At 42.8% G+C, this 19662-nt stretch carries 17 protein-coding genes; 6 read left to right on the top strand and 11 right to left on the bottom strand.

The window, feature by feature from the left end; all coding sequences use genetic code 11:
* Positions 1-219, top strand: a 219-nt coding sequence (locus CDG77_RS37715; RefSeq protein WP_223269886.1) for a hypothetical protein, incomplete at its 5' end; no start/stop codon positions are given.
* Here the strand turns inward: CDG77_RS37715 and CDG77_RS19450 are convergent.
* Positions 204-827: a type I restriction endonuclease subunit R gene (locus CDG77_RS19450; RefSeq protein WP_094330980.1), complete on the bottom strand. Its 624-nt coding sequence runs from the start codon at positions 825-827 to the stop codon at positions 204-206. The two genes, CDG77_RS37715 and CDG77_RS19450, sit on opposite strands and share 16 nt — an antisense overlap.
* Positions 828-1251: 424 nt before the next feature.
* Here CDG77_RS19450 and CDG77_RS19455 point away from each other — a divergent pair, with 424 nt between their 5' ends.
* Together CDG77_RS19455 and CDG77_RS19460 are read left to right on the top strand one after the other, a co-directional pair.
* Positions 1252-6339, top strand: a complete 5088-nt coding sequence (locus tag CDG77_RS19455; protein WP_094330981.1) for a CHAT domain-containing protein — start codon at positions 1252-1254, stop codon at positions 6337-6339.
* 460 nt (positions 6340-6799) lie between these two features.
* Entirely contained in the window at positions 6800-7027 is a 228-nt protein-coding gene (locus CDG77_RS19460) for a hypothetical protein (protein WP_094330982.1), read from the top strand.
* A 428-nt stretch (positions 7028-7455) separates the two neighbouring features.
* Here the strand turns inward: CDG77_RS19460 and CDG77_RS19465 are convergent, their stop codons facing one another.
* The 6 genes from CDG77_RS19465 to ssuD form a co-directional block, all read right to left on the bottom strand.
* On the bottom strand, positions 7456-8124 hold the full coding sequence (locus CDG77_RS19465) for an HAD family hydrolase (protein WP_094330983.1): 669 nt from the start codon (positions 8122-8124) through the stop codon (positions 7456-7458).
* A gap of 411 nt (positions 8125-8535) precedes the next feature.
* Entirely contained in the window at positions 8536-8724 is a 189-nt protein-coding gene (locus CDG77_RS19470) for a hypothetical protein (protein WP_094330984.1), read from the bottom strand.
* A gap of 214 nt (positions 8725-8938) precedes the next feature.
* Positions 8939-10294: a (Fe-S)-binding protein gene (locus CDG77_RS19475; protein WP_094330985.1), complete on the bottom strand. Its 1356-nt coding sequence runs from the start codon at positions 10292-10294 to the stop codon at positions 8939-8941.
* A 62-nt stretch (positions 10295-10356) separates the two neighbouring features.
* Positions 10357-11670 (bottom strand): FAD-binding oxidoreductase, encoded by a 1314-nt coding sequence (locus CDG77_RS19480; protein WP_094330986.1) that lies wholly within the window; start codon positions 11668-11670, stop codon positions 10357-10359.
* Positions 11671-12066: 396 nt separating this feature from the next.
* Complete coding sequence (ssuE, locus tag CDG77_RS19485; RefSeq protein ID WP_094330987.1) at positions 12067-12633, bottom strand: NADPH-dependent FMN reductase; 567 nt, start codon at positions 12631-12633, stop codon at positions 12067-12069.
* A gap of 65 nt (positions 12634-12698) precedes the next feature.
* Positions 12699-13856, bottom strand: coding sequence for an FMNH2-dependent alkanesulfonate monooxygenase (gene ssuD, locus CDG77_RS19490; RefSeq protein WP_094330988.1), 1158 nt, complete (start codon positions 13854-13856; stop codon positions 12699-12701).
* Between the two features lie 185 nt (positions 13857-14041).
* On the opposite strand from ssuD, the gene CDG77_RS35580 reads away from it, so the two are divergent.
* Both CDG77_RS35580 and msrB read left to right on the top strand, forming a co-directional pair.
* Positions 14042-14269, top strand: a complete 228-nt coding sequence (locus CDG77_RS35580; protein WP_143857056.1) for a hypothetical protein — start codon at positions 14042-14044, stop codon at positions 14267-14269.
* A gap of 14 nt (positions 14270-14283) precedes the next feature.
* A complete protein-coding gene (gene msrB / locus CDG77_RS19495; RefSeq protein ID WP_094330989.1) occupies positions 14284-14778 on the top strand; it encodes a peptide-methionine (R)-S-oxide reductase MsrB in 495 nt (164 codons plus the stop codon).
* 616 nt (positions 14779-15394) lie between these two features.
* On the opposite strand, the gene mreD is transcribed toward msrB, so the two are convergent.
* The 3 genes from mreD to CDG77_RS19510 form a co-directional block, all read right to left on the bottom strand.
* Positions 15395-16009, bottom strand: a complete 615-nt coding sequence (mreD, locus tag CDG77_RS19500) for a rod shape-determining protein MreD (RefSeq protein WP_094330990.1) — start codon at positions 16007-16009, stop codon at positions 15395-15397.
* Between the two features lie 25 nt (positions 16010-16034).
* Entirely contained in the window at positions 16035-16844 is an 810-nt protein-coding gene (mreC, locus tag CDG77_RS19505) for a rod shape-determining protein MreC (protein ID WP_094330991.1), read from the bottom strand.
* A 99-nt stretch (positions 16845-16943) separates the two neighbouring features.
* Complete coding sequence (locus CDG77_RS19510; protein ID WP_094330992.1) at positions 16944-17951, bottom strand: rod shape-determining protein; 1008 nt, start codon at positions 17949-17951, stop codon at positions 16944-16946.
* Positions 17952-18313: 362 nt separating this feature from the next.
* Here CDG77_RS19510 and CDG77_RS19515 point away from each other — a divergent pair, with 362 nt between their 5' ends.
* A complete protein-coding gene (locus CDG77_RS19515) occupies positions 18314-18676 on the top strand; it encodes a single-stranded DNA-binding protein (protein WP_094330993.1) in 363 nt (120 codons plus the stop codon).
* A 91-nt stretch (positions 18677-18767) separates the two neighbouring features.
* Here CDG77_RS19515 and CDG77_RS19520 read toward each other — a convergent pair whose 3' ends face one another.
* On the bottom strand, positions 18768-19511 hold the full coding sequence (locus CDG77_RS19520) for an SIMPL domain-containing protein (protein WP_094330994.1): 744 nt from the start codon (positions 19509-19511) through the stop codon (positions 18768-18770).
* Positions 19512-19662 lie beyond the last annotated feature (151 nt).

Here is a 19662-nt window from a genome sequence, read left to right on the forward strand (position 1 = left end):
GGCATCTTGCCCGTCCCCAATATTAGGACGGGCAAGATGCCCATCCCACAAGAAAATTTGGGATATTTTTTTATTTGTCAGTCCCTAAAGCCTACGGCATGGCTTCTCTACGAGACGCTGCGCGAACGCTTAGAGTCCGCGTTCGCGCAGCGTCTCGTAGAGAGCGTCATTTTGAATTTTAAATTGTTAACTTGTGTCTGCGCTTATAAAATTAATTGACCAATGCGTTTTAATGCACTTAGTACCTGTTGGAATTCTGCATCTCGTTCAATTGATAATGCATAAGAACGAGCATACTTTGGATTTTCTTGCTGAACTAGCTTCACAAAAACAAACTCTCTACCGTTGACAAGTAACCCAAAGATTGGTCGTTCAATATTGGGAATATCAAGCATACAAGCAAGTGCTTGGGGTAATGCGCTTAAGACATCAAATTTAGTGCTTTTAGATTCAATAACTAGTACCCAAAGACGTTTTTGAATTACCAAAACATCAATCTTACCTTTGACCATTATGCTTTCATCTACAGCAGAAATATCAGTAGATTTTTCAGTTTCAATTTCAAAAGGTGGCTGATAAAAACCAACTAAATCAAGCAGTGGAGACAGCACTACCATCTTCACCGCTTCTTCTGACATCGGACGATGTTGAGTTAAATTTAAATAGTTACTTTTAACTCGTTCTAGCGAGAGAAATTCTGCATCATTAACCGATGGTAAATCATTTGTCCATTCTGTAAAAAAATCAGCATTTGTAACCAATTGCAAACCAAATTTTTCTTCTAGTTCGTAAAGGCTGATATCCCGCACTTGGATTGTTTGTACCATAATAAATTTACGAATAAGAAATACATCTGTATTATATATAATGACTTACGCAAAATATATCTTAAACTATGATTTATCTGTGTCGCGCCAGTTGCTTCTCCTGTCGGAGACGCTGCGCGAACAAGTCGGGGAACCGTAGAGGCGCACTGGCTTCTGTGCGCCTCTACGGTTCATTATTCCGTAACCTTGCGTAAGTCCTAATTAATGACTAAAAAATTATCGTAAATTAAAAGGTTTTCTCAAACTTAACCCTTGTAGCATTAGGAAGCAAGTATTAAAGCCTCTCAGGAGTGGGGGAGAGGTTTGGAAGCGGGATTCTAAGAATAAATAAGTTGCACATTGTGTTAATTAACAACAATTTATTCTAAGTGATAGCCCCTAGCATTATATTGTGGTAAGAGGTAGAAAACTTGGGAATACTTCGATGCCACCACTGATCTCCATAGTCATCGTCAATTACAACCGGGAGTCTTACCTTGGAGTAGCGATCGCCAGTGTTTTAGCGCAGACATGGCAGGATTTTGAACTACTTATTTGGGATGATGGCTCCACAGATGGATCGGTGGCGATCGCTAATGCCTATACTCAACAAGATGGGCGAGTCCGGGTAGTCCAAGCACACCATCAGGGAGTTGCTGAAGCTTGTAAGGCAGCGATCGGTCAAACTAGCGGTACTTACGTTGGTTTTGTAGACAGTGATGATATCCTAGCGCCTACTGCCCTCGCCGAAACCGCAACAGTCCTCAACTGCCATCCAGAAACGGGATTTGTTTACACCGACTACCTAAATATTGATGAAGAAGGCAAAGTCATTGGCTACGGTCATCGCTGTGACATTCCCTACTCCCAAGAAGGTCTGTTGGTAAACTTCATGACTTTCCACTTCCGCCTCATGCGCCGTTCAGTTTACGATCGGGTGGGAGGTATCAACGCATCTTTTAGTGGTATTGCTTACGATTACGACCTGTGTCTGCGACTTTCAGAAGTAGCCCAAGTGCGCCGAGTTCAAAATCCACTCTACCTCTACCGGATTCACTCTCAAAGCCTGTCTGTCACCAAAAGAACAGAACAAATAGTCTGGTCACAGAAGGCGATCGCTCAAGCCCTTTGGCGACGCAGATTAGCAGACAAGTTACAAATCGATGTAGAATTGCCCGCAGGTCGCTTCATCTTGCGGCAGAAAAAACCTCTACTCCACAAAATCGCCGCTTCAGTACTAGCTATTTTGCCTCTGGTGAGTGCCACGAGTGCGGGATTAGCCCAAACACAAAAAATAGTCCCTGCTGCCGATGGGACAAACACAATTGTTACACCCAACGGCAATCGACTTGATATCACCGGGGGTACAACTTCTAGGGATGGTGTTAATCTCTTCCACAGCTTTCAACAATTTGGCATTTCCCCAGAACAAATTGCTAACTTTCAAGCTAGTCCGGCGCTGCAAAATATTCTTGGTCGAATTACAGGCGGGAATCCCTCAGTCATCAATGGCTTAATTCAGGTAACAGGTGGCAATCCTAACCTGTTCTTGATGAATCCAGCCGGATTTGTTTTTGGATCGAACGCCAGCTTAAATGTACCTGGCGCTTTCACCGCAACAACAGCCAATGGTATTGGTTTTGGTAGCAGTTGGTTCAATGCCATCGGTGTTAATGACTACGCGGCTCTAGTTGGAAACCCCAACGGATTTGCTTTTAGTATGAACCAGCCAGGAGCGATCGCCAATGCTGGAAATTTGGCAGTAGGTGCGGGGCAAAATTTGACCTTATTGGGCGGTACTGTTGTCAACACTGGGCAAATCTCAGCACCGGGAGGGCAGATTACTGTCACATCAGTACCAGGACAAAATTGGGTGCGTCTCAGTCAGCCAGGAAATCTGCTGAGTCTGGAAATTCAGCCTCTCGCCTCTAGTAGCAATCAACCCAATAACTGGACAATTCCCATTGCATCTTTACCAGAATTGCTCACAGTTGGTAATACGGGGTTAACTGCTAATCCTGATGGGACAGTAAAATTAACAGCCTCTAATGTGACAATTCCCACAACACCAGGGACAACGATTGTTTCGGGCATTGTGGATGTATCGAGTCAAACAGGCGGTACTATAACTGCTTTGGGTAAAAAAGTCGCGGTAATTGATGCCAATATTAACGCCTCTGGAAGCAATGGCGGTGGTACTGTGTTAATTGGCGGCGATTACCAAGGAAAGGGGACTTTGCCCAATGCAGATAAAACTTATATTAACTCCAACTCCGTCATTAATGCCGATAGCAATTTGAATGGAAACGGCGGACGGGTAATTGTTTGGGGTAACGATACAACTCAATATTTTGGTAACATTTCGGCTCGTGGAGGAGCAACTGTTGGCAATGGTGGTTTCGTAGAAGTATCAGGCAAAAATTTCTTGACCTTCAACGGTTTAGTAGATACTTCAGCCCCCAATGGCAGTTTTGGCACTTTATTACTAGACCCCAGCACATTGACCATTATTGATGGTGCAGCAGGGACAGGTGATTTTGATGCCACAGCTGGCAACATTGCCTTTGCGGATGCAGATATTGGAGCTAATACAGTTTCATGGGGTGCGATCGCAGCTTCGGGTGCAAATATTAACTTACAAGCCACAGGCAATATTACTATCAATAACATCACCGGAGCTACGCTCGGAGTAACTACCCCTGGTGTCGCTACATTAAACTTAGGCGGTGGTAGCTTCAGCTTAACTTCGCAAAATGGTTCTGTAAACTTTGTTGACCCTACCAACACAATCGCGACAACCGGAGGAGTAATAAACATTTCGGGAGCCAGCCTGTTATTGGGAAATCTAGATACAACTCGTAATTTCAATAGAAGTGGCGATGTAAACTTGTCTGCCAGTGGCAACATTAGTGCAGGCAACATTATTGCCAGCGGACAAGGCTACTCAGCAGGTAATGTTCAAGTCACTAGCAGTAATGGTGGAATTACCCTGAATCAGATTAACACTAGCGATAGTGGAGGGATTGGCGATGCCACGGGTGGAACGGTGACTTTGACGGCGGCAGGCAATATCCTTACAGATACCATTAATTCCTCTTCCAATGATGCTGGTGGGTTAGGTACTGGTGGCAATGTACAAGTTAGTACCACCGCAGGTAGTATTACCACAGGGGGAATAAACTCGTCTGTAGCCAAGACGGGAGGCGGCGGTTTTATCGGGGCAGCTGGCGCAGTCAGCTTAACTGCCACAGAGAATATCACCGTTAATGATGGCATTAATGCCTCAGCGATCGCCATCGAAGTTGATGGGACTGGAAATGTTACAGGTGGCAACGTTACTTTACAGACTACCAATACTGCTGGCAGCAATATTCGTTTTACCAACATCAACACTCAGGCGATCGCCGATGATTTTGTTGATGGTAACACTGTTCAAGGTGGCAATGTGCAAGTGCTAACCAACGGACTGATTCAAGGAATAGGAGCGGGTGAGGCGATCGCTACTGGTGGATTTTTTACTAGTGCAGGAGGTACTAACGCTCAACCTCTTGTGGGAGGTACTATCAGAATTCAACACGATGGTGGCCCAAACAATGTGGATTTTATCGTCGGTGATGCAAGTGTCAATGGCACAGCAGGATCGCTTAATAGAGGGGATTCAATCATCGCTTCGGGTAACTTCCCAGTCTTACCTAATGGCGGAGATGCTAGCGGCACCCCAACCGGCATTACCATTACTTCCGTCAACACCCCGCCGACATTAACGGCAAACTCATCGCTACCCAATACCCAGACCAATCAACCAGTAACCTTGACATTCTCTAGTTTGGCTGCACTGGTCAGCGATGCAAATAATGACATCACCTCCATCCAGGTTGATGTAGTGAATACAGGAACTCTCACTGTCAACGGCCTTCCCGTCGTCCCTGGTGTTACTACCTTATCTAGCAACGATACTTTAGTTTACACACCTCCAGCAGATACTAACGGATCGCTAAATGCTTTTGTAATTAGTGCAAATGACCGCGTTTCCTCTTCTGCATCTGTACAGGTAGGAATCAACGTCAGTCAGATTCCTACCACGATTCCGACTCCGATTCCTACCCCAACTTTTAACCCGACTCCTGCCCCAACTTTTAACCCGATTCCTACCCCAACTCTTCCCCCCTGCTCATTCCAATGCACTCCAGGTAAACCAGTTAACCCTGTTCCAAATAATCCTAATATTGATAACCCCGTTATTAATACCGATCCCACACCCGAAACTGATTTCACAGATGATTTTGCCGACCATTTAGGCATCCCTACTCCTAGAATCAAAACACTAGATGATGCTAAAGGAATTGCTCATAAAATTGAGGAAGCGACTGGTGTTAAACCTGCATTTATTTACATCAGTTTTGTCCCGGTGGAGATAATACCAGAGAGAAATTTAGGCAAAGCTGAAAAGTTTACCAAACAGTTAAATACTCTAGCAGAACAGGATAGCGATCAACTGGAAATAGTCGTAGTGACTGGAAAAGGCAACCCCATCCGTAAGCGCATCCCCGAAACAACCAGAGCTAAAGTTCTCAAAGTAGCTCAAGAATTTCGCGACCAAATAGTTAGTCCACAAAACCGTCGCCGCACCGGTTATTTGCGTCCATCGCAACAACTTTATCGCTGGATTATTGCACCACTAGAGGCAGATTTACAGGCAAGAGAAATCAATAATCTGGTCTTTTTACCAGATATTGGATTACGTTCAACCCCAATGGCAGCACTTCATGATGGCAAAGGGTTTCTAATAGAAAAATATAGCATTGGGTTGATGCCTAGTCTGAGCTTGACTAACACCCTTTATAAAGACATTAAAAAATCTCAAGTCTTAGCGATGGGCATTTCTGAGAGTACTCAGGGACAAGAGCCTTTACCAGCAGTTCCTCTGGAGTTATCAACACTGGTGTCTAAACTCTGGCAGGGCAAATTATTGTTAGACAAGCAAGCCACTTTAGAAAATCTCAAAACTATCCGCCGCCAACAACCTTTTGGGATTATTCACATGGCAACCCACGCCGATTTTACTACCGGTGCTTTGAGTAATTCTTATATTCAACTGTGGGAAGACAAGTTACGATTGAACCAATTACGGCAGTTGCGCTTGAATGAACCTGAAGTTGAAATGCTGGTGCTGAGTGCTTGTAGAACAGCTTTGGGGGATGAAGAGTCGGAACTTGGATTTGCAGGTTTAGCTGTGCTAGCAGGCGTAAAAACTACTGTCGCCAGTCTTTGGTCGGTTAATGATGCTGGTACAGCAGCCTTGATGACGAAATTTTATGAAAACTTGAGGACATCTCGGATTAAAGCAGAAGCCCTCAGACAGGCTCAATTAGGTATGGCAAAAGGGCAGATTTACGTAAAAAATGGTCAAATACAAGGTTTAGGAGTAGTGGGGAGCCTACCTCTACCTAATAACAGTGGTGATGAAGGGGAGCAATTACTTACCCATCCTTATTATTGGGCTGGATTCACAATGGTTGGCAATCCTTGGTAAAGTGGCAAGATTAACTCTACTGTCAGCCTTTTACCCTTTCTGTCTACCGATTTTGGTTTTGTCTATCAGCGAATGGGCGTTGTGTTAGTAAGGCTACGGTGTACACACAAGTCTTTTAGAGTTGCTTCATAGGCTTTTGATCCCCCCAACCCCCCTTCAAAAGGGGGGCAAAAGCCTCTTAAAGTCCCCCGATAAATTGGGGGATTTAGGGGGATCTCCAACGATTTTGGGGTTGTACAAAGATGTGTGTACACCGTAGGTTAGTAAGGAGAGTACGGCACCAAACCCTCGATAATGGTTCGTTATGCGTTATAACACAACGCCAGTTGCTACAAGGGAGGGAACCTCCGCAACGTACTGGCTCCCCTACCTACAATACCTAATTTTGTTCAAAAATCAAATATGATTTTTATAGAATTGGAATATACCTAGCATTACAGCTTCTACAATAAATATCGTTATGATTAGCGTAGTCTTATTATTAATTGGTTTAGGAACTTCTTTCTTGGCTTGGAGAAGTAAAGACGAAATTCATCGCATTGCGGCTATGTTAGCTGGAACAATTTCTCTAGTTTGGGGGTTTGCTTTAGCTCCCGTGTCATTTCAATTAGTATTTGAAATCATCTCAGTTTTAGCGACTTTCTTTGTTTGTATGCGTTGTTTGGGTTGTGGTTTTAACCGAGATTGATTTTTAACTTGATAACGTATTAGCTTTCTGACTTCTTCAAGAGACAGATTTAGTAATTTAGCAGTCATCGCTTGTATAGGACTAGTATTTTATTTTTAAAATATGCGTAGGGTGCGTTAGCAAGGAGAGTACGGCACCATCCCAAGTTTATAGCGCGTTACGACGTTCCGTCTAACAGACCCTACACATACTTATTGGCAAATAGCAAGAATAAATAATTGTGAATGCGAGAATAGTTTTAATGCAGAAAAATTGCTCGTCAGTTAAGTCGATTTTCAATTTGAGGGTAGAAGGTAACGTGGTTGTAACAGCGTCCATAAGCTATCCTGAACATCTTACTTTCTAGTTTAGTTGTGTGTGGTTTGCGATCGCCTGCAATAATTCTAGAAAGTGCGTAGACGCTGACTCGGCTTGTCGCCAGATATCACTTACCCATTTGCACCCAAGATAGAAGAGTCATAGTGCTGTAGCAAATCTTTTGGATCGTTGTAAATTGCGATCGCTCCCGCCAGTTGTTCATCGTTAAAGCCACCGCAGCGCAAAGCAATCACCCCTACCCCTGCTTTACCGGCAGACTCAATATCATAGGGAGAATCACCTAGCATTACTACTTTATCGGGTGTCATTTTCCCTTTTTTCAAGGCGGCTTGTACAATGTCAGGAGCAGGTTTAGATGCTTCGGCATCATCGGATGTAGTTACTTCCGATAGCAAGTCATCTACTTGGGCAATTTTGAGCACGATCTCAAGTTCTTCAGAACTTGCTGAACTAGCAACAACCAGATGCAAGCCCGATTTTTGCATCTTTAAGATTAATTCCCTGCTACCATTGGCAGCAGTAATTTGCGGTATTAATTTGTTAAATAATAGTTCTTTGCGTCGTTTAGCGATCGCTTTGCCAGTTCCTTCTTCACTATTTAATTCTGGCGCTACTTTAGGAATCAGTTGATCTCCACCCATGCCCATGAGTGGTCTGAGTGTTTCAAATGGCACTTCTAGGTCATAAGCTGCAAATGCCTCTACCCAGCTATTTGCATGAGCATCATTACTTAATACCAGTGTACCATCAACATCTAAAATTACTCCCTCTAATGCCATAAAAAACCTCGGCTGACGTTTTGTTTTATTGATGATGACATGGCAAATAGCTTACTTCATCGTCCTATGAGAAGAGAAAAGGGTAAGACTTGAGAAGAAATGGCGATCGCTCTTATTCACATTCGGGTTATTCTTCAGATAATCATAGAGCCACTTGCAACCCTGCAAAACTCGTGAAAGCGTTATTTCTTCATCCCCACAAATCACCCGAAATCTAACCTTTCATAGATAGACAAGAGATCGCAAACCAATCGCCCCGCCCTTTTGCAACCATCTATATATTGAGCAAAACAGAATTTACTTCTAAAATGTTTATCAAATTATAATAATAATCTACTGTTTCTTTATCTGCTCTGGAATTTCTTCTTCGCTAATGATTTGCAACGTATGATATCTATTACTCATATTTATTTACCTGTAGGTACTACTAAAACTCCAATCAACAATCATCCCGACAATTTCTTCACGCAAGCTACAGTCTCTAAATTCAGCTATTCCAGCAGCAGCTAGAAGATAGGCTCGAAGTTTATAGAAATACCAGCAGCCATCATCAAATTCAACTAAAGCTTTGATAAACTCTTCTTTTTTCTCCTTCGCCACATCCTCTCGCCCCAACCATAGTAAAATTACTTCTTTCCACTGTGGCTCAAAAATACGGTAAATGCGTGCATTAGGATTATTTGGAACGTGCGTGAGAAAAAAGTGCCAATCATCAATTGCACAAGCAGCAAAATATTTTTATTTGGTAATATCTTTTTAAATAAATACTTAATAGTAAGGTGCGTTAAGACAGAGTTTAACGCACCCCAATTTACTACAATTTCAACTTTTCACCGCGAATCGAATAATCTAACAACTCCATTGGATGAATAACTGAAATCTTCTTACCCTGCAACTGCAAATGTTTAGTAATTTGCAAAGTACACCCCGGATTAGCAGAAGCAATCAACTCAGCACCAGTATTCAACAAATTCTCTACTTTTTGCCGACCTAATTCCTCAGCAATTTCTGGTTGCAGCATATTATAAACCCCAGCACTGCCACAACATAAAGCTGCATCTATTGGTTCTCTCAATTTCACTCCCGGAATTTGTCGCAATACCTGACGGGGTTGCACGCTAATCTTTTGACCATGCAATAAATGACACGCATCTTGATAAACTAAATTCAAAGGTTTATCAGTCAGTGGCGACAGTTTTGCTGTTAAACCAACAGTTGCCAAAAACTCTTGAGCATCTTTAACTTTAGCAGCAAAATCCTTCGCCTTTTCCCGATATTCTGGGTCATTTTCTAAAATATGACCGTATTCTTTCAAAGTATGACCACAACCAGCAGCATTGATAATCACGAAATCTACATCTGTCTTGGCAAAACTATCAATCATCTGCCTTGCTAAAGCTTTCGCCTGTTCTGTTTGCCCTTGATGTTCGGGAAGCGCCGCACAACAACCTTGAGATTTGGGAATCACAACTTCACAACCATTCGCCGTTAAAACCCGCACCGTTGCTTCATTCACGGGGGAGAAAAACAGCCGTTGGACGCAACCCAAAATTACCCCAACGCGATACCGCTTCTCACCTTTAGCAGGAATCACACTAGGCAAATTATCTTGAAAAGATTTGAGAGTAATTTCTGGCAGAATTGATTCCATTGCTGCCAAACGAGGCGATATTTTATTAAGTAAACCTGTAGCGCGAAAGAATTTAGCAAACCCCAACTTTTGATAAACCAATAACGGAACTAATAAAAATCGTAAAAGATTGGGATAGGGAAACAAAGAAAATATCAGTTTCCGAATAAATTGATCTGGCAAACTGCGGGGATAATTCCGTTCAATTTGGTGACGAGTTGCAGAAATCAACTTATCATACTGCACCCCAGAAGGACAAGTGCTTACACAAGCAAGACATCCTAAACAAGAATCAAAATGTTCTACAGTTGCCGTATTTAAAGCAATCTCACCCTCATTAATCGCATCCATTAAATAGATGCGTCCTCTAGGTGAATCCATCTCCTTACCAAGCACCCGATAACTGGGACAAGTCGAGAGACAAAATCCACAATGGACACAACTATCAATTAACTTCGGGCTAGGCGGATGACTCTCATCAAACCCTTTCAAATTCTTTAAACTAGCCGTATTATTAACAGAATTTTCTGAAACTTGCATAATTATTCTTTCCCCTCTCTATCTCAGCGGCCTCAGCGTCTCTGCGGTTCGTTTCTTCTTTCTTAAATCCCACCCATAAACCGACCAGGACTTAAAATATTCTTACTATCAAACTGTTCTTTAATACGGCGCATCAACGGCAAAGCATTTCCCGTATAACCCCAAACATCTATTTGTTCTTTAACAGCCATTGGTGCTGACAAAATTGTTAAAAAACCTCTATTAGCTTGAGTAAAATCGCGCAGCTTCAAAACCTGATTTGTACTCTCTAATTGTAACAAACCTAAACCACTACTTATATGAATTAAACCCAACTCCACCTGAGTCAAAATTTCCACCGCAGCAGTAGGTAACACTCCTATTTTGCAGGTAATTACAGATTCTGTAGCACTACTATGTATTCGTTCTTGCAATCTCTGCCATAGACTAGCCTCATCACCATCGGCAAAAATTGCCCCATCTAAACCTAACTTTTGCCCAACTTCTAAAACTCGGTTTGACTGTTCTTTAACACTCTCACTAATACTTTGAAAGCGGGCAATTAATCCTAGCCCTTCACCTAAACCTAGGCTAGACACCAATTTAGTTGATAGCAAATCAGCCTGAACTGGTGTTAATGCCGAACCTCGAAGGATATCAGCCGCTTGGGATACAGCCTCGGCACTACCAGTTAATACCACCGTCCCCGATGCCTCTGATAGCGGATACAGGCGAAAAGTTAGTTGACTAATAAAGCCTAATGTGCCATAAGACCCAGTAAGCAACTTCATTAAGTCATATCCGGCAACATTTTTAACTACTCTTCCCCCAGCTTTAGCGATTTCTCCATCAGCACGGACAAAGGTGATACCTAGTAACTGGTCGCGCACACTACCATAACGTTGCCGCAGAGAACCTGTATCACCCGTGGCGACAATACCGCCAATGGTTGCTGACTCCGGTGCTGTGGGGTCAAGAGCGAGAAATTGCCGCGATTTTGCTAAAAGTGCTTGGAGATCCGAGAACTTCATTCCAGCTTCGACTGTGACAGTCAAATCGCCAACAGCGTGTTCAATCAGTTGGTTGATGCGTTCTGTACTAACTACGACATCAATATCCTTAGCTAAACCACCCCAGTTAAGTTTACTGCCATTACCACAGGGGAGGATGCGCCAGTTGTGACTGTGAGCTTTGGCGATGACTGCGGCTAGTTGTTGTTGGGTGCGGGGATAGACGATATAAGTGGGAGATTTTCCAGAAGTTATAGCCTGTTGGATACGCTTTTGCTGACCTATTTCGATATTTTCCCAAAGGCAAACAGCATTTTCTTTACCGATAATAGATGCAAAATCAGAAGCGGACACGCCTTGCGGCCTGTCGTTAGACATCGCTTTCATTGAGTTTATTTTTTTACGCCCTACATCTAATTTACTGGTTAACCTGACCAAAAAAGCGCATCGCCATATAAATCAATACGCTTGGGTTAAGGGCTACTGGTAAAAATTTTGGGTTTTCGAGAGACGCGGAGAGACGGCGATTTATCGCCGTCTCTACAAGTTTTTTGGTCTTATCTGAATTGTATTGCCATATAAATAGGACTTACACAAAACTACACGCGGTAGGGGCAATTCATGAATTGCACCTACCGGAAAACCAAGGTTGGGGATATTTTTTGTATAAGCTCTAATAAAATAATTTGATGTTTCTTTGATTAACTTTTAGAAAAAAGAAAGTAGCAGAGGGGTAATTTTTACCACTCTGCTACAAGCAAACGGAGGTATAAACTTGATTATTTAATTGGCATGAATCAATTCTTGAGGCGCGGCGGCATCATAAGCTACAGCTTTAACAAATTCATTGAGGACATCTTTGAGTCTTTGGTCAATTTCCTCATCTAACACGACGCTATTATCAGCTTGTCGTTGAATTTGTTTGTCTACCGCATAAACAGTAGCTAGGATATGCCGCGCTCCTAATTCTGATAATACAGGTTTCAGAGCATATTCAATTGCCAATAAATGAGCGATCGTCCCACCAAGGGCGATTGGTAATATAGGTTTACCTGTGAATGATTTTTGTGGGAGCAAATCTAGAAATGTTTTCAGGACTCCTGTGTAAGCAGCTTTGTAGATTGGGGTGGCAATAATCACACCATCTGCCTTTGCTAATAAAGCTTTTGGCTGTTCCAAAGCAGGGCTGTCGTATCGTCCAAAAACTAAATCTTCAGCAGGTAAATCCCGAACTGAAATAATGTCTACATGCAAGCCTTCTTGTTGTAAAAGCTTGGCGGTGTATTCAATAACACCATAAGTTCTAGATGGATGGGTTGGGCTACCTGCGATCGCTAAAATATTTGTCATTCAATTAAACTCCTAATCTATTAATGGGAATGAGGAATTGGAAATAACCAATTCCCTAAACTTTACTAGGATATGGATGTGGCTTTCTGTTTATGTTGCTTAGGGAAATCTTCATTTGCCACAATCTCGCCAAATGGACTTAAAACATGTTGTTTTTCCACTGTGGGTAGATTCTCTAAGGGCAAATGGGGAAATAGAAGTTCTGCAACTCGATAAGCTTCTTCTAAGTGAGGATAGCCGGAGAGGATAAAGGACTCAATACCTAAATCTGCATATTCCAATATCCTGGCCGCTACGGTTTGAGGATCGCCTACCAAGGCTGTTCCCGCACCACCCCGCACCAAACCGACTCCCGCCCATAGGTTCGGGCTAATCTCTAATGCCTCGCGATCGCCGTGGTGTAATTGAGTCATCCGTTGTTGTCCAACTGAATCCATCCGCGCATAAGCTTTTTGAGCTTTTGCGATCGCCTCGTCATCTACATATTTAATCAAATCATTGGCTGCATCCCAAGCTGCACTCTCGGTTTCGCGCACAATCACATGCAAACGAATCCCAAACCGCAAAGTCCGGCCTTCTATTTCTGCAAGTCTGCGAACTGCTGTAATCTTCTCGGCTACTTGCGCCGGTGGTTCACCCCAAGTCAGATAAACATCTACGTGCTTGGCAGCAATTTTTTGAGCAACGGGAGAGGAACCACCAAACCACAAGGGCGGATATGGCTTTTGCACAGGTGGAAACAGCAGTTTACCATCTTGAATATTAAAATAATCGCCCTGAAGATTGGCTTGTTCTCCACTAGCGATCGCTCGCCATACTGTCAAAAATTCATCTGTTAATTCATAGCGCCGATCGTGATCCAAATGCAAGCCATCTCCCGCCAATTCTACCGGATCGCCTCCTGTGACGACATTAATCAGCAAGCGTCCTCCAGAGAGGCGATCGAAAGTTGCCGCCATCCGTGCTGCCACTCCAGGGGATACCAAGCCGGGACGAATCGCTACCAAAAAACGCATCTGTCGCGTCAGCGATACCAGCGTTGACGCTACAATCCAAGCATCTTCGCAAGAACGTCCTGTGGGCAGTAATGCCCCTGTATAACCAAGGTCATCCACCGCTTGGGCAATCTGCCGCAGATAAGGAAAGCTTACCGCCCTACCACCTGTAGCAGTTGCAAGGTAGCGTCCGTCGCCGTGGGTTGGGATGAACCATAGTAGCTGCATGAGTCCTGTCCTTTTAAACTACGATAAAACGATAGAACTACCGTATTTTCTTTATAGATGTAGAGTATCACAGATTCTACTTAAGTAAGCAAGAAGTTTTTCAAAAAACTCCGGTATTCCTATCAGACCAATGTATATTAAGCGGTGTTCAATAAGTTTGCGATCGCGAAAATTGGGCATTGGGTATGGGGAATAAGGCACGGGGAAGAGCTACCAATGCTCAATGCGGCGGCTATTCTTCTCTACCCACAAGGGAATGGAGTTTCCCGCCGACTTCCAATGATTACCCAATTTGTTGTTTCTTAGCTAATTTTAATCAGTCTATCAGGGCTAATTCAGAGCGATCGCTGATTATAGTGATTAATGTAGGGAATTCCGTACTGGAGTTGATTGTCCAGTTAACCGGAAAATAGAAAATAATAGATATATGGACAAACGCTATTTTTTTCAGGCTAGTGCAGTAATAGTCGGCACAGCATTGTTATCAAGGTATATCAATTGGGAGTCAAAAGCGATGACAACTTCTAAGAGTGGATTTGAAATTACCAAACCAGAACAAGAGTGGAGTACAATTTTAACGCCAGAACAGTTTAATGTATTGCGTAAACACGGGACTGAACGCCCTCACACCAGCCCATTGGATAAGGAATACGACAATGGTACTTACTATTGTGCTGCGTGCGAACTGCCACTATTTACCTCTGATACCAAATTTAACAGTGGTACTGGCTGGCCCAGCTTTTTTAAACCGATTGAAGGTGCGATCGCTACTACTGTAGATAAGTCGTTGTTTATGAGCAGAACTGAAGTGCATTGTAGTCGCTGTGGTGGTCATCTGGGTCATGTTTTTGATGACGGCCCTGCACCCACTGGCAAACGCTACTGTATGAACGGTGTTTCGCTGAAATTTACTCCTGCCTAACTTAGTAAGATAGGCGTAGTCCGTCGTAGATATAGCACGTGCTAACCTAAACTATCAGATTTTGAGGCTTGACCAAGGGTGAATAAATTGTTGACAATAACTTCTCCTCCTCAATGCTACTGGATGAAGTATTGTCAATTTAAATAAATACAGCTCTTGGTCTTCGCTAAAGCTATTTACCTAAATCCTTCTATTTGTTTGGATCGTTTTTATCCTTTTTGTCTTTGGGATCTTTTTTAGGTTTTTTAACCTCTTTATTACTTTTTCTTTCTTTAGACATGAGCGTTCTCCAACTAGGTTATTTAGTGAAAGCTTCCACATTCTGCCATCAGTAAATCAGGAAATAACTTACCTAATATTCTTTTCAGGCAAAAAAGAAACTATAAGACATAAATGCTACTAACTACTATGATACGGTGTTGTTTGATTTAATGTAGCTTGAATCCATATTGCCAGAGGTTGCCCAAATTATACAAAGATTTAGGTTATAGGATGTCCGATTAATTAGTCAGGACTTACGCAAATATAATAGCCAAAACTACACGCGGTAGGGGTAATTTATGAATTGCTCCTACCGCTTGTGGTTTTGCGTAAATCCTATCCTAGCTCCCTTTGACTATTGCTCTAACAATTTTATCCGTTGCCACCAACTATTCAAGGGATAATAGACCACAGGTGCCCACAGACTACTAAGAATGGCAGAGGCTAGGGCGACACGCTGGTAATATGTCCAAATATCTGTTACTTTGCGATCGCCTGTCAAAGTTAATTGCAATCCAAAGATAGTTTCTGCCAAAACTGCCATCACAAAGACAATTACAGCAATCGAAATAAAATCTTCTTCAATAAAACGCTGTTTCTGGAGCAGACCAGTTAAAACTCCCACTATCCCTAAACTGATGGCATGAGTAGGGTTAGGTGCTGTCATAGAATCTTGAAGTAACCCCAGAACTATACCTGCTAAGGCTCCGGCAAACACTGTGCGCTTCACACTCCAAGCTACCACCCAAATTAACAACCAGTTAGGGCCAATTCCCAATAATTCCATACCTGGCAGGCGAGTTGGCAATAATAGTAAACATAACAGTACAGAACTAGCCGTGACTATGTAACCCAACAACTTACGAGCACCGGGATGCCAACGAGAAAGTGGCTGGATTCGGAATTTAGATTTTCGCTCTGACGATTTTGGCTTTTTCTGCCTGCTAATACCAAATGCAGGAATCTTCATTTTTCTATGGATTTTCTTGAATAATTTACTTAGACTTTTGCGGCACTTGATTGACTGACTTTTGGTTTTCCAACTCTTGGTTTTCTGGCTTCGGATAAACTGCTACCCAATCAAGAGAGCGGATTGGCGGAAAAAGCTCAATTTTTGCTACTGATGCCGGAAGTTTCTTTAAATCCAGTGACTTAATTCGTCCTACTGCCAAGCCAGATGGAAATTTCTGACTATAAGTAGATGTGGAAACTAAATCTCCTATCTTGACATTTGGAACTTTTTCATAAAACTCCAGCACCGCTTCTGCAGAAGAATCTCCTCGTAAAACGCCTTTAGCTGCCGTGCGGCTAACTGATACACCCACTTGACTTTTGAGGTCACTGATTAACAACACGCGGCTAGTATTAGGAGTTACACTCTCCACCAAACCTACTAATCCACCATCAGCCTTGACTACAAAGCCTTCCTGAATCCCTGAATTCGTACCGCGATTTAGAGTAACTTGTTGCCACCACTGGTCAGCACTACGTCCTACCACCCTGGCTGGAATTGGCCGTGATGCTAGTGGCTCTTTTTCCACATAGCCTAATAAATCTTGTAGCTTTGTCTTTTGACTTTCCAAATCTACTATACGGGTTTGCAATTCCAATATCCGGGCATCTCTAATCCGTTCTTCTGGAGTTGGCCCTGACTGCAACATCTCTAATGGACGGGTAATTGCCTGGTATGTCTCAAGCACCAATTCACCTTGAGTCTGTCGCAATACGAAAGCACTACCAACAACTAGAGCTAACAACCCGATTTGTAAGCCTTTACGATCCCACCAACGCCGTATTGTAACCATATATACCTTTATCTACTTATACAATTAAGTTCTATTTGGATTCTATTTATATAGAACCCAAATAGAACTCAAATAGAACTCAAGTATGATATTTTTTTGCTACATATTGCGAGAGCTTTCGGTAACAACCCGTTCTAGCTGTTTGAAGTTTTCTAACACCCGACCTGTTCCCAGCACAACACAACACAGAGGGTCGGCGGCAATGTGGGTTACTATTCCGGTTTCATGACTAATTAAGGTGTCTATGCCTTTAAGCAAAGCACCACCACCAGCTAACATGATACCTCTGTCAATAATGTCTGCTGCTAGTTCTGGAGGTGTACGTTCCAGTGTCCGCTTCACAGCTTCTATAATTACTGATAGCGGTTCCAACATACTTTCACGGATTTCTGGGCCTTTGATGGTTACAGTTCGCGGTAGACCAGAAAGCAGGTGTAAGCCTCGGATTTCCATCATGGCATCATTATCATCATGGGTAGGATAAGCAGAACCAAGGCGAATCTTGATGTCTTCGGCAGTCCGTTCGCCAATGACTAAGTTGTGAACTTTCTTAATATACTGAATGATTGAATCAGTCAGTTCATCCCCAGCAATGCGTACTGATTCGCTGATGACTGTACCCTGAAGACTCAGCACCGCGACTTCTGTTGTACCGCCACCAATATCAATAATCATGTTGCCAGTAGGTTCGGCAACCGGTAGTCCTGCACCAATGGCGGCAGCTACAGGTTCATCGATTAAATAAACTTTTCTTGCTCCTGCTTGGTGAGCCGCATCCATCACAGCCCGCCTTTCTACACCTGTGACACCACTGGGAATGCCAATGACAATTCGGGGTAGAATCAGAGATTTACCTTCATTTACACGCTGAATAAAGCTTTTCAGCATCAACTCGGCTATATCGAAATCAGCGATTACACCATCACGCAAGGGGCGGAGGGCAATCACATTTCCGGGTGTCCGACCAAGCATTTTTTTGGCTTCTTCTCCTACTGCTAGGGCTACCTTTTCGTTGACATCGATAGCAACTACAGAAGGCTCTTGCAGTACAATCCCTTTACCAGATACATAAACCAGGGTGTTAGCAGTACCGAGGTCGATACCCATATCCCATGATGTGCGAAAGTTCCTAAAAATACCCACGCGTCTTTAAGCCCCCTATGTGCGATACTTCTTGACTACAACGGTAAGAGTAGATTCGATTATGCTTGTATCCTGAGTTCAGCAAACTAAACTATATTTTTATATGATTCCCAGGAATATTTACGATGTCTCAGTCCCTTGTTTTTGATATTCTCTGGTTTGCTTAGTATATCCGTATACTTTTATGTGTTTCTCCAAGTAGTTATGTATAATTTTTCAATTCCACTATATTGTTAACTGTTTAACACATTATTTTCAAGTGTTTCATAATTCGCTATGATAAAAGTCAGAATTAATGAGTACACCTGTACTGAAAGGTAAAACCTATGAGTATCAATATTGTCACCCTTGTTGGTCGTGTAGGCGGCGACCCAGATATAAAATATTTTGAGTCTGGTAGTGTTAAGTGTAGATTGACACTAGCTGTAAAAAGGCGATCGCGCAACAGCGACGAACCTGACTGGTTCACCCTGGAATTATGGGATAAAACCGCCGAAGTAGCAGGTAATTATGTGCGTAAAGGCAGCTTAATTGGCATCAAAGGTTCCTTAAAGTTTGACACATGGAGCGATCGCCAAACAGGAGCAAACCGTTCTACACCAATTATTAGAGTAGACCAACTGGAATTATTAGGCTCTAAGCGTGATGGAGAGGGCGGTGGAGGAGATATGTCTTCGGAACATTTTTAATTAATTGGGAATTGGGAATTGGGAATTGATTATTAGTCCTTTGTCTTGACAAATGACAAAGGACTAATGACAAATGACAAATGACAAATGACTAATAACTAATTTGCAAAGTCACCGATGCTTCTACTTCCTGTTCGCCACCAACGACAGGGGTTGAAGCATCAGCTACTTTAGCAGCTTCAGCCCGTAAAAACATTGGTGGTGGTGGAGGTGCAGTGGCATTATTAACTTGAATGCTGACTATCTCTTTGGATTTGAAACCCAAGGCACTGAAAACAGCATCAGCTTGCTGTCGGGCATCTTGGGTGGCTTCCTTTAATGCTTGTTTTTGAGCAGCTGCGATCGCTTCGTCATTGGCAACAAAACTAATACCATTAATTTGTGTTGCACCTGCTTTCACTGCATCATCCAATAATGTCCCAGCTTTTTCGGTGGGAATGCGAAAACTTACGGTGTTGTTGGCACTATAGCCTGTAATCCTCTGGACATTATCAGTGTAGCTGTAAACTGGATTCAGTCGGATACCAGTAGTTTGTAATTTTTCGACATTTTGGCTCTTGAGGAACGCAACCACAGCTGATGACCTGCGGGCGGCTTCTTGCTGTACCTCCTGTGCTGTTTTCCCCTGAATTTCTACTCCTAAACTGACTTGCGCCAAGGTTGTAGGAATTGTTTCCACTCCGCGACCACTGACACTAAGGGTTCGCCACAATTTATCCTTTTCTTGCGCCAATGCAGGTAGTACAAAAGTTGTACATAAAAGCATTGCTAAAGGCAGTATTTTCCACAGGTTTCCAGACGGAAACTGAGAACCTGGTAAAGCGGCTCTAGTCATAAGATTTGCACTCCTCAAAGTATCCACAGATGTTTTTAATAAGCGTATTTAGCAATCTTTGTCATGACTGTTGATTTTTAACAGTCACCACAAGTTTTTCACAATTTAAGTGCGATCGCTAGATACGATTTCTATGTTCTTACTTTGACAC

Source organism: Nostoc sp. 'Peltigera membranacea cyanobiont' 213 (genome assembly GCF_002245975.1).
Classification (GTDB): Bacteria; Cyanobacteriota; Cyanobacteriia; order Cyanobacteriales; family Nostocaceae; genus Nostoc.

Coding starts and splice junctions, on each gene's coding strand:
- CDG77_RS19450 (WP_094330980.1), bottom strand. CDS start 827: ATGGTACAAACAATCCAAGTGCGGGATATCAGCCTTTACGAACTAGAA.
- CDG77_RS19455 (WP_094330981.1), top strand. CDS start 1,252: ATGCCACCACTGATCTCCATAGTCATCGTCAATTACAACCGGGAGTCT.
- CDG77_RS19460 (WP_094330982.1), top strand. CDS start 6,800: ATGATTAGCGTAGTCTTATTATTAATTGGTTTAGGAACTTCTTTCTTG.
- CDG77_RS19465 (WP_094330983.1), bottom strand. CDS start 8,124: ATGGCATTAGAGGGAGTAATTTTAGATGTTGATGGTACACTGGTATTA.
- CDG77_RS19475 (WP_094330985.1), bottom strand. CDS start 10,294: ATGCAAGTTTCAGAAAATTCTGTTAATAATACGGCTAGTTTAAAGAAT.
- CDG77_RS19480 (WP_094330986.1), bottom strand. CDS start 11,670: ATGAAAGCGATGTCTAACGACAGGCCGCAAGGCGTGTCCGCTTCTGAT.
- ssuE (WP_094330987.1), bottom strand. CDS start 12,633: ATGACAAATATTTTAGCGATCGCAGGTAGCCCAACCCATCCATCTAGA.
- ssuD (WP_094330988.1), bottom strand. CDS start 13,856: ATGCAGCTACTATGGTTCATCCCAACCCACGGCGACGGACGCTACCTT.
- CDG77_RS35580 (WP_143857056.1), top strand. CDS start 14,042: ATGGGGAATAAGGCACGGGGAAGAGCTACCAATGCTCAATGCGGCGGC.
- msrB (WP_094330989.1), top strand. CDS start 14,284: ATGGACAAACGCTATTTTTTTCAGGCTAGTGCAGTAATAGTCGGCACA.
- mreD (WP_094330990.1), bottom strand. CDS start 16,009: ATGAAGATTCCTGCATTTGGTATTAGCAGGCAGAAAAAGCCAAAATCG.
- mreC (WP_094330991.1), bottom strand. CDS start 16,844: ATGGTTACAATACGGCGTTGGTGGGATCGTAAAGGCTTACAAATCGGG.
- CDG77_RS19510 (WP_094330992.1), bottom strand. CDS start 17,951: ATGGGTATCGACCTCGGTACTGCTAACACCCTGGTTTATGTATCTGGT.
- CDG77_RS19515 (WP_094330993.1), top strand. CDS start 18,314: ATGAGTATCAATATTGTCACCCTTGTTGGTCGTGTAGGCGGCGACCCA.
- CDG77_RS19520 (WP_094330994.1), bottom strand. CDS start 19,511: ATGACTAGAGCCGCTTTACCAGGTTCTCAGTTTCCGTCTGGAAACCTG.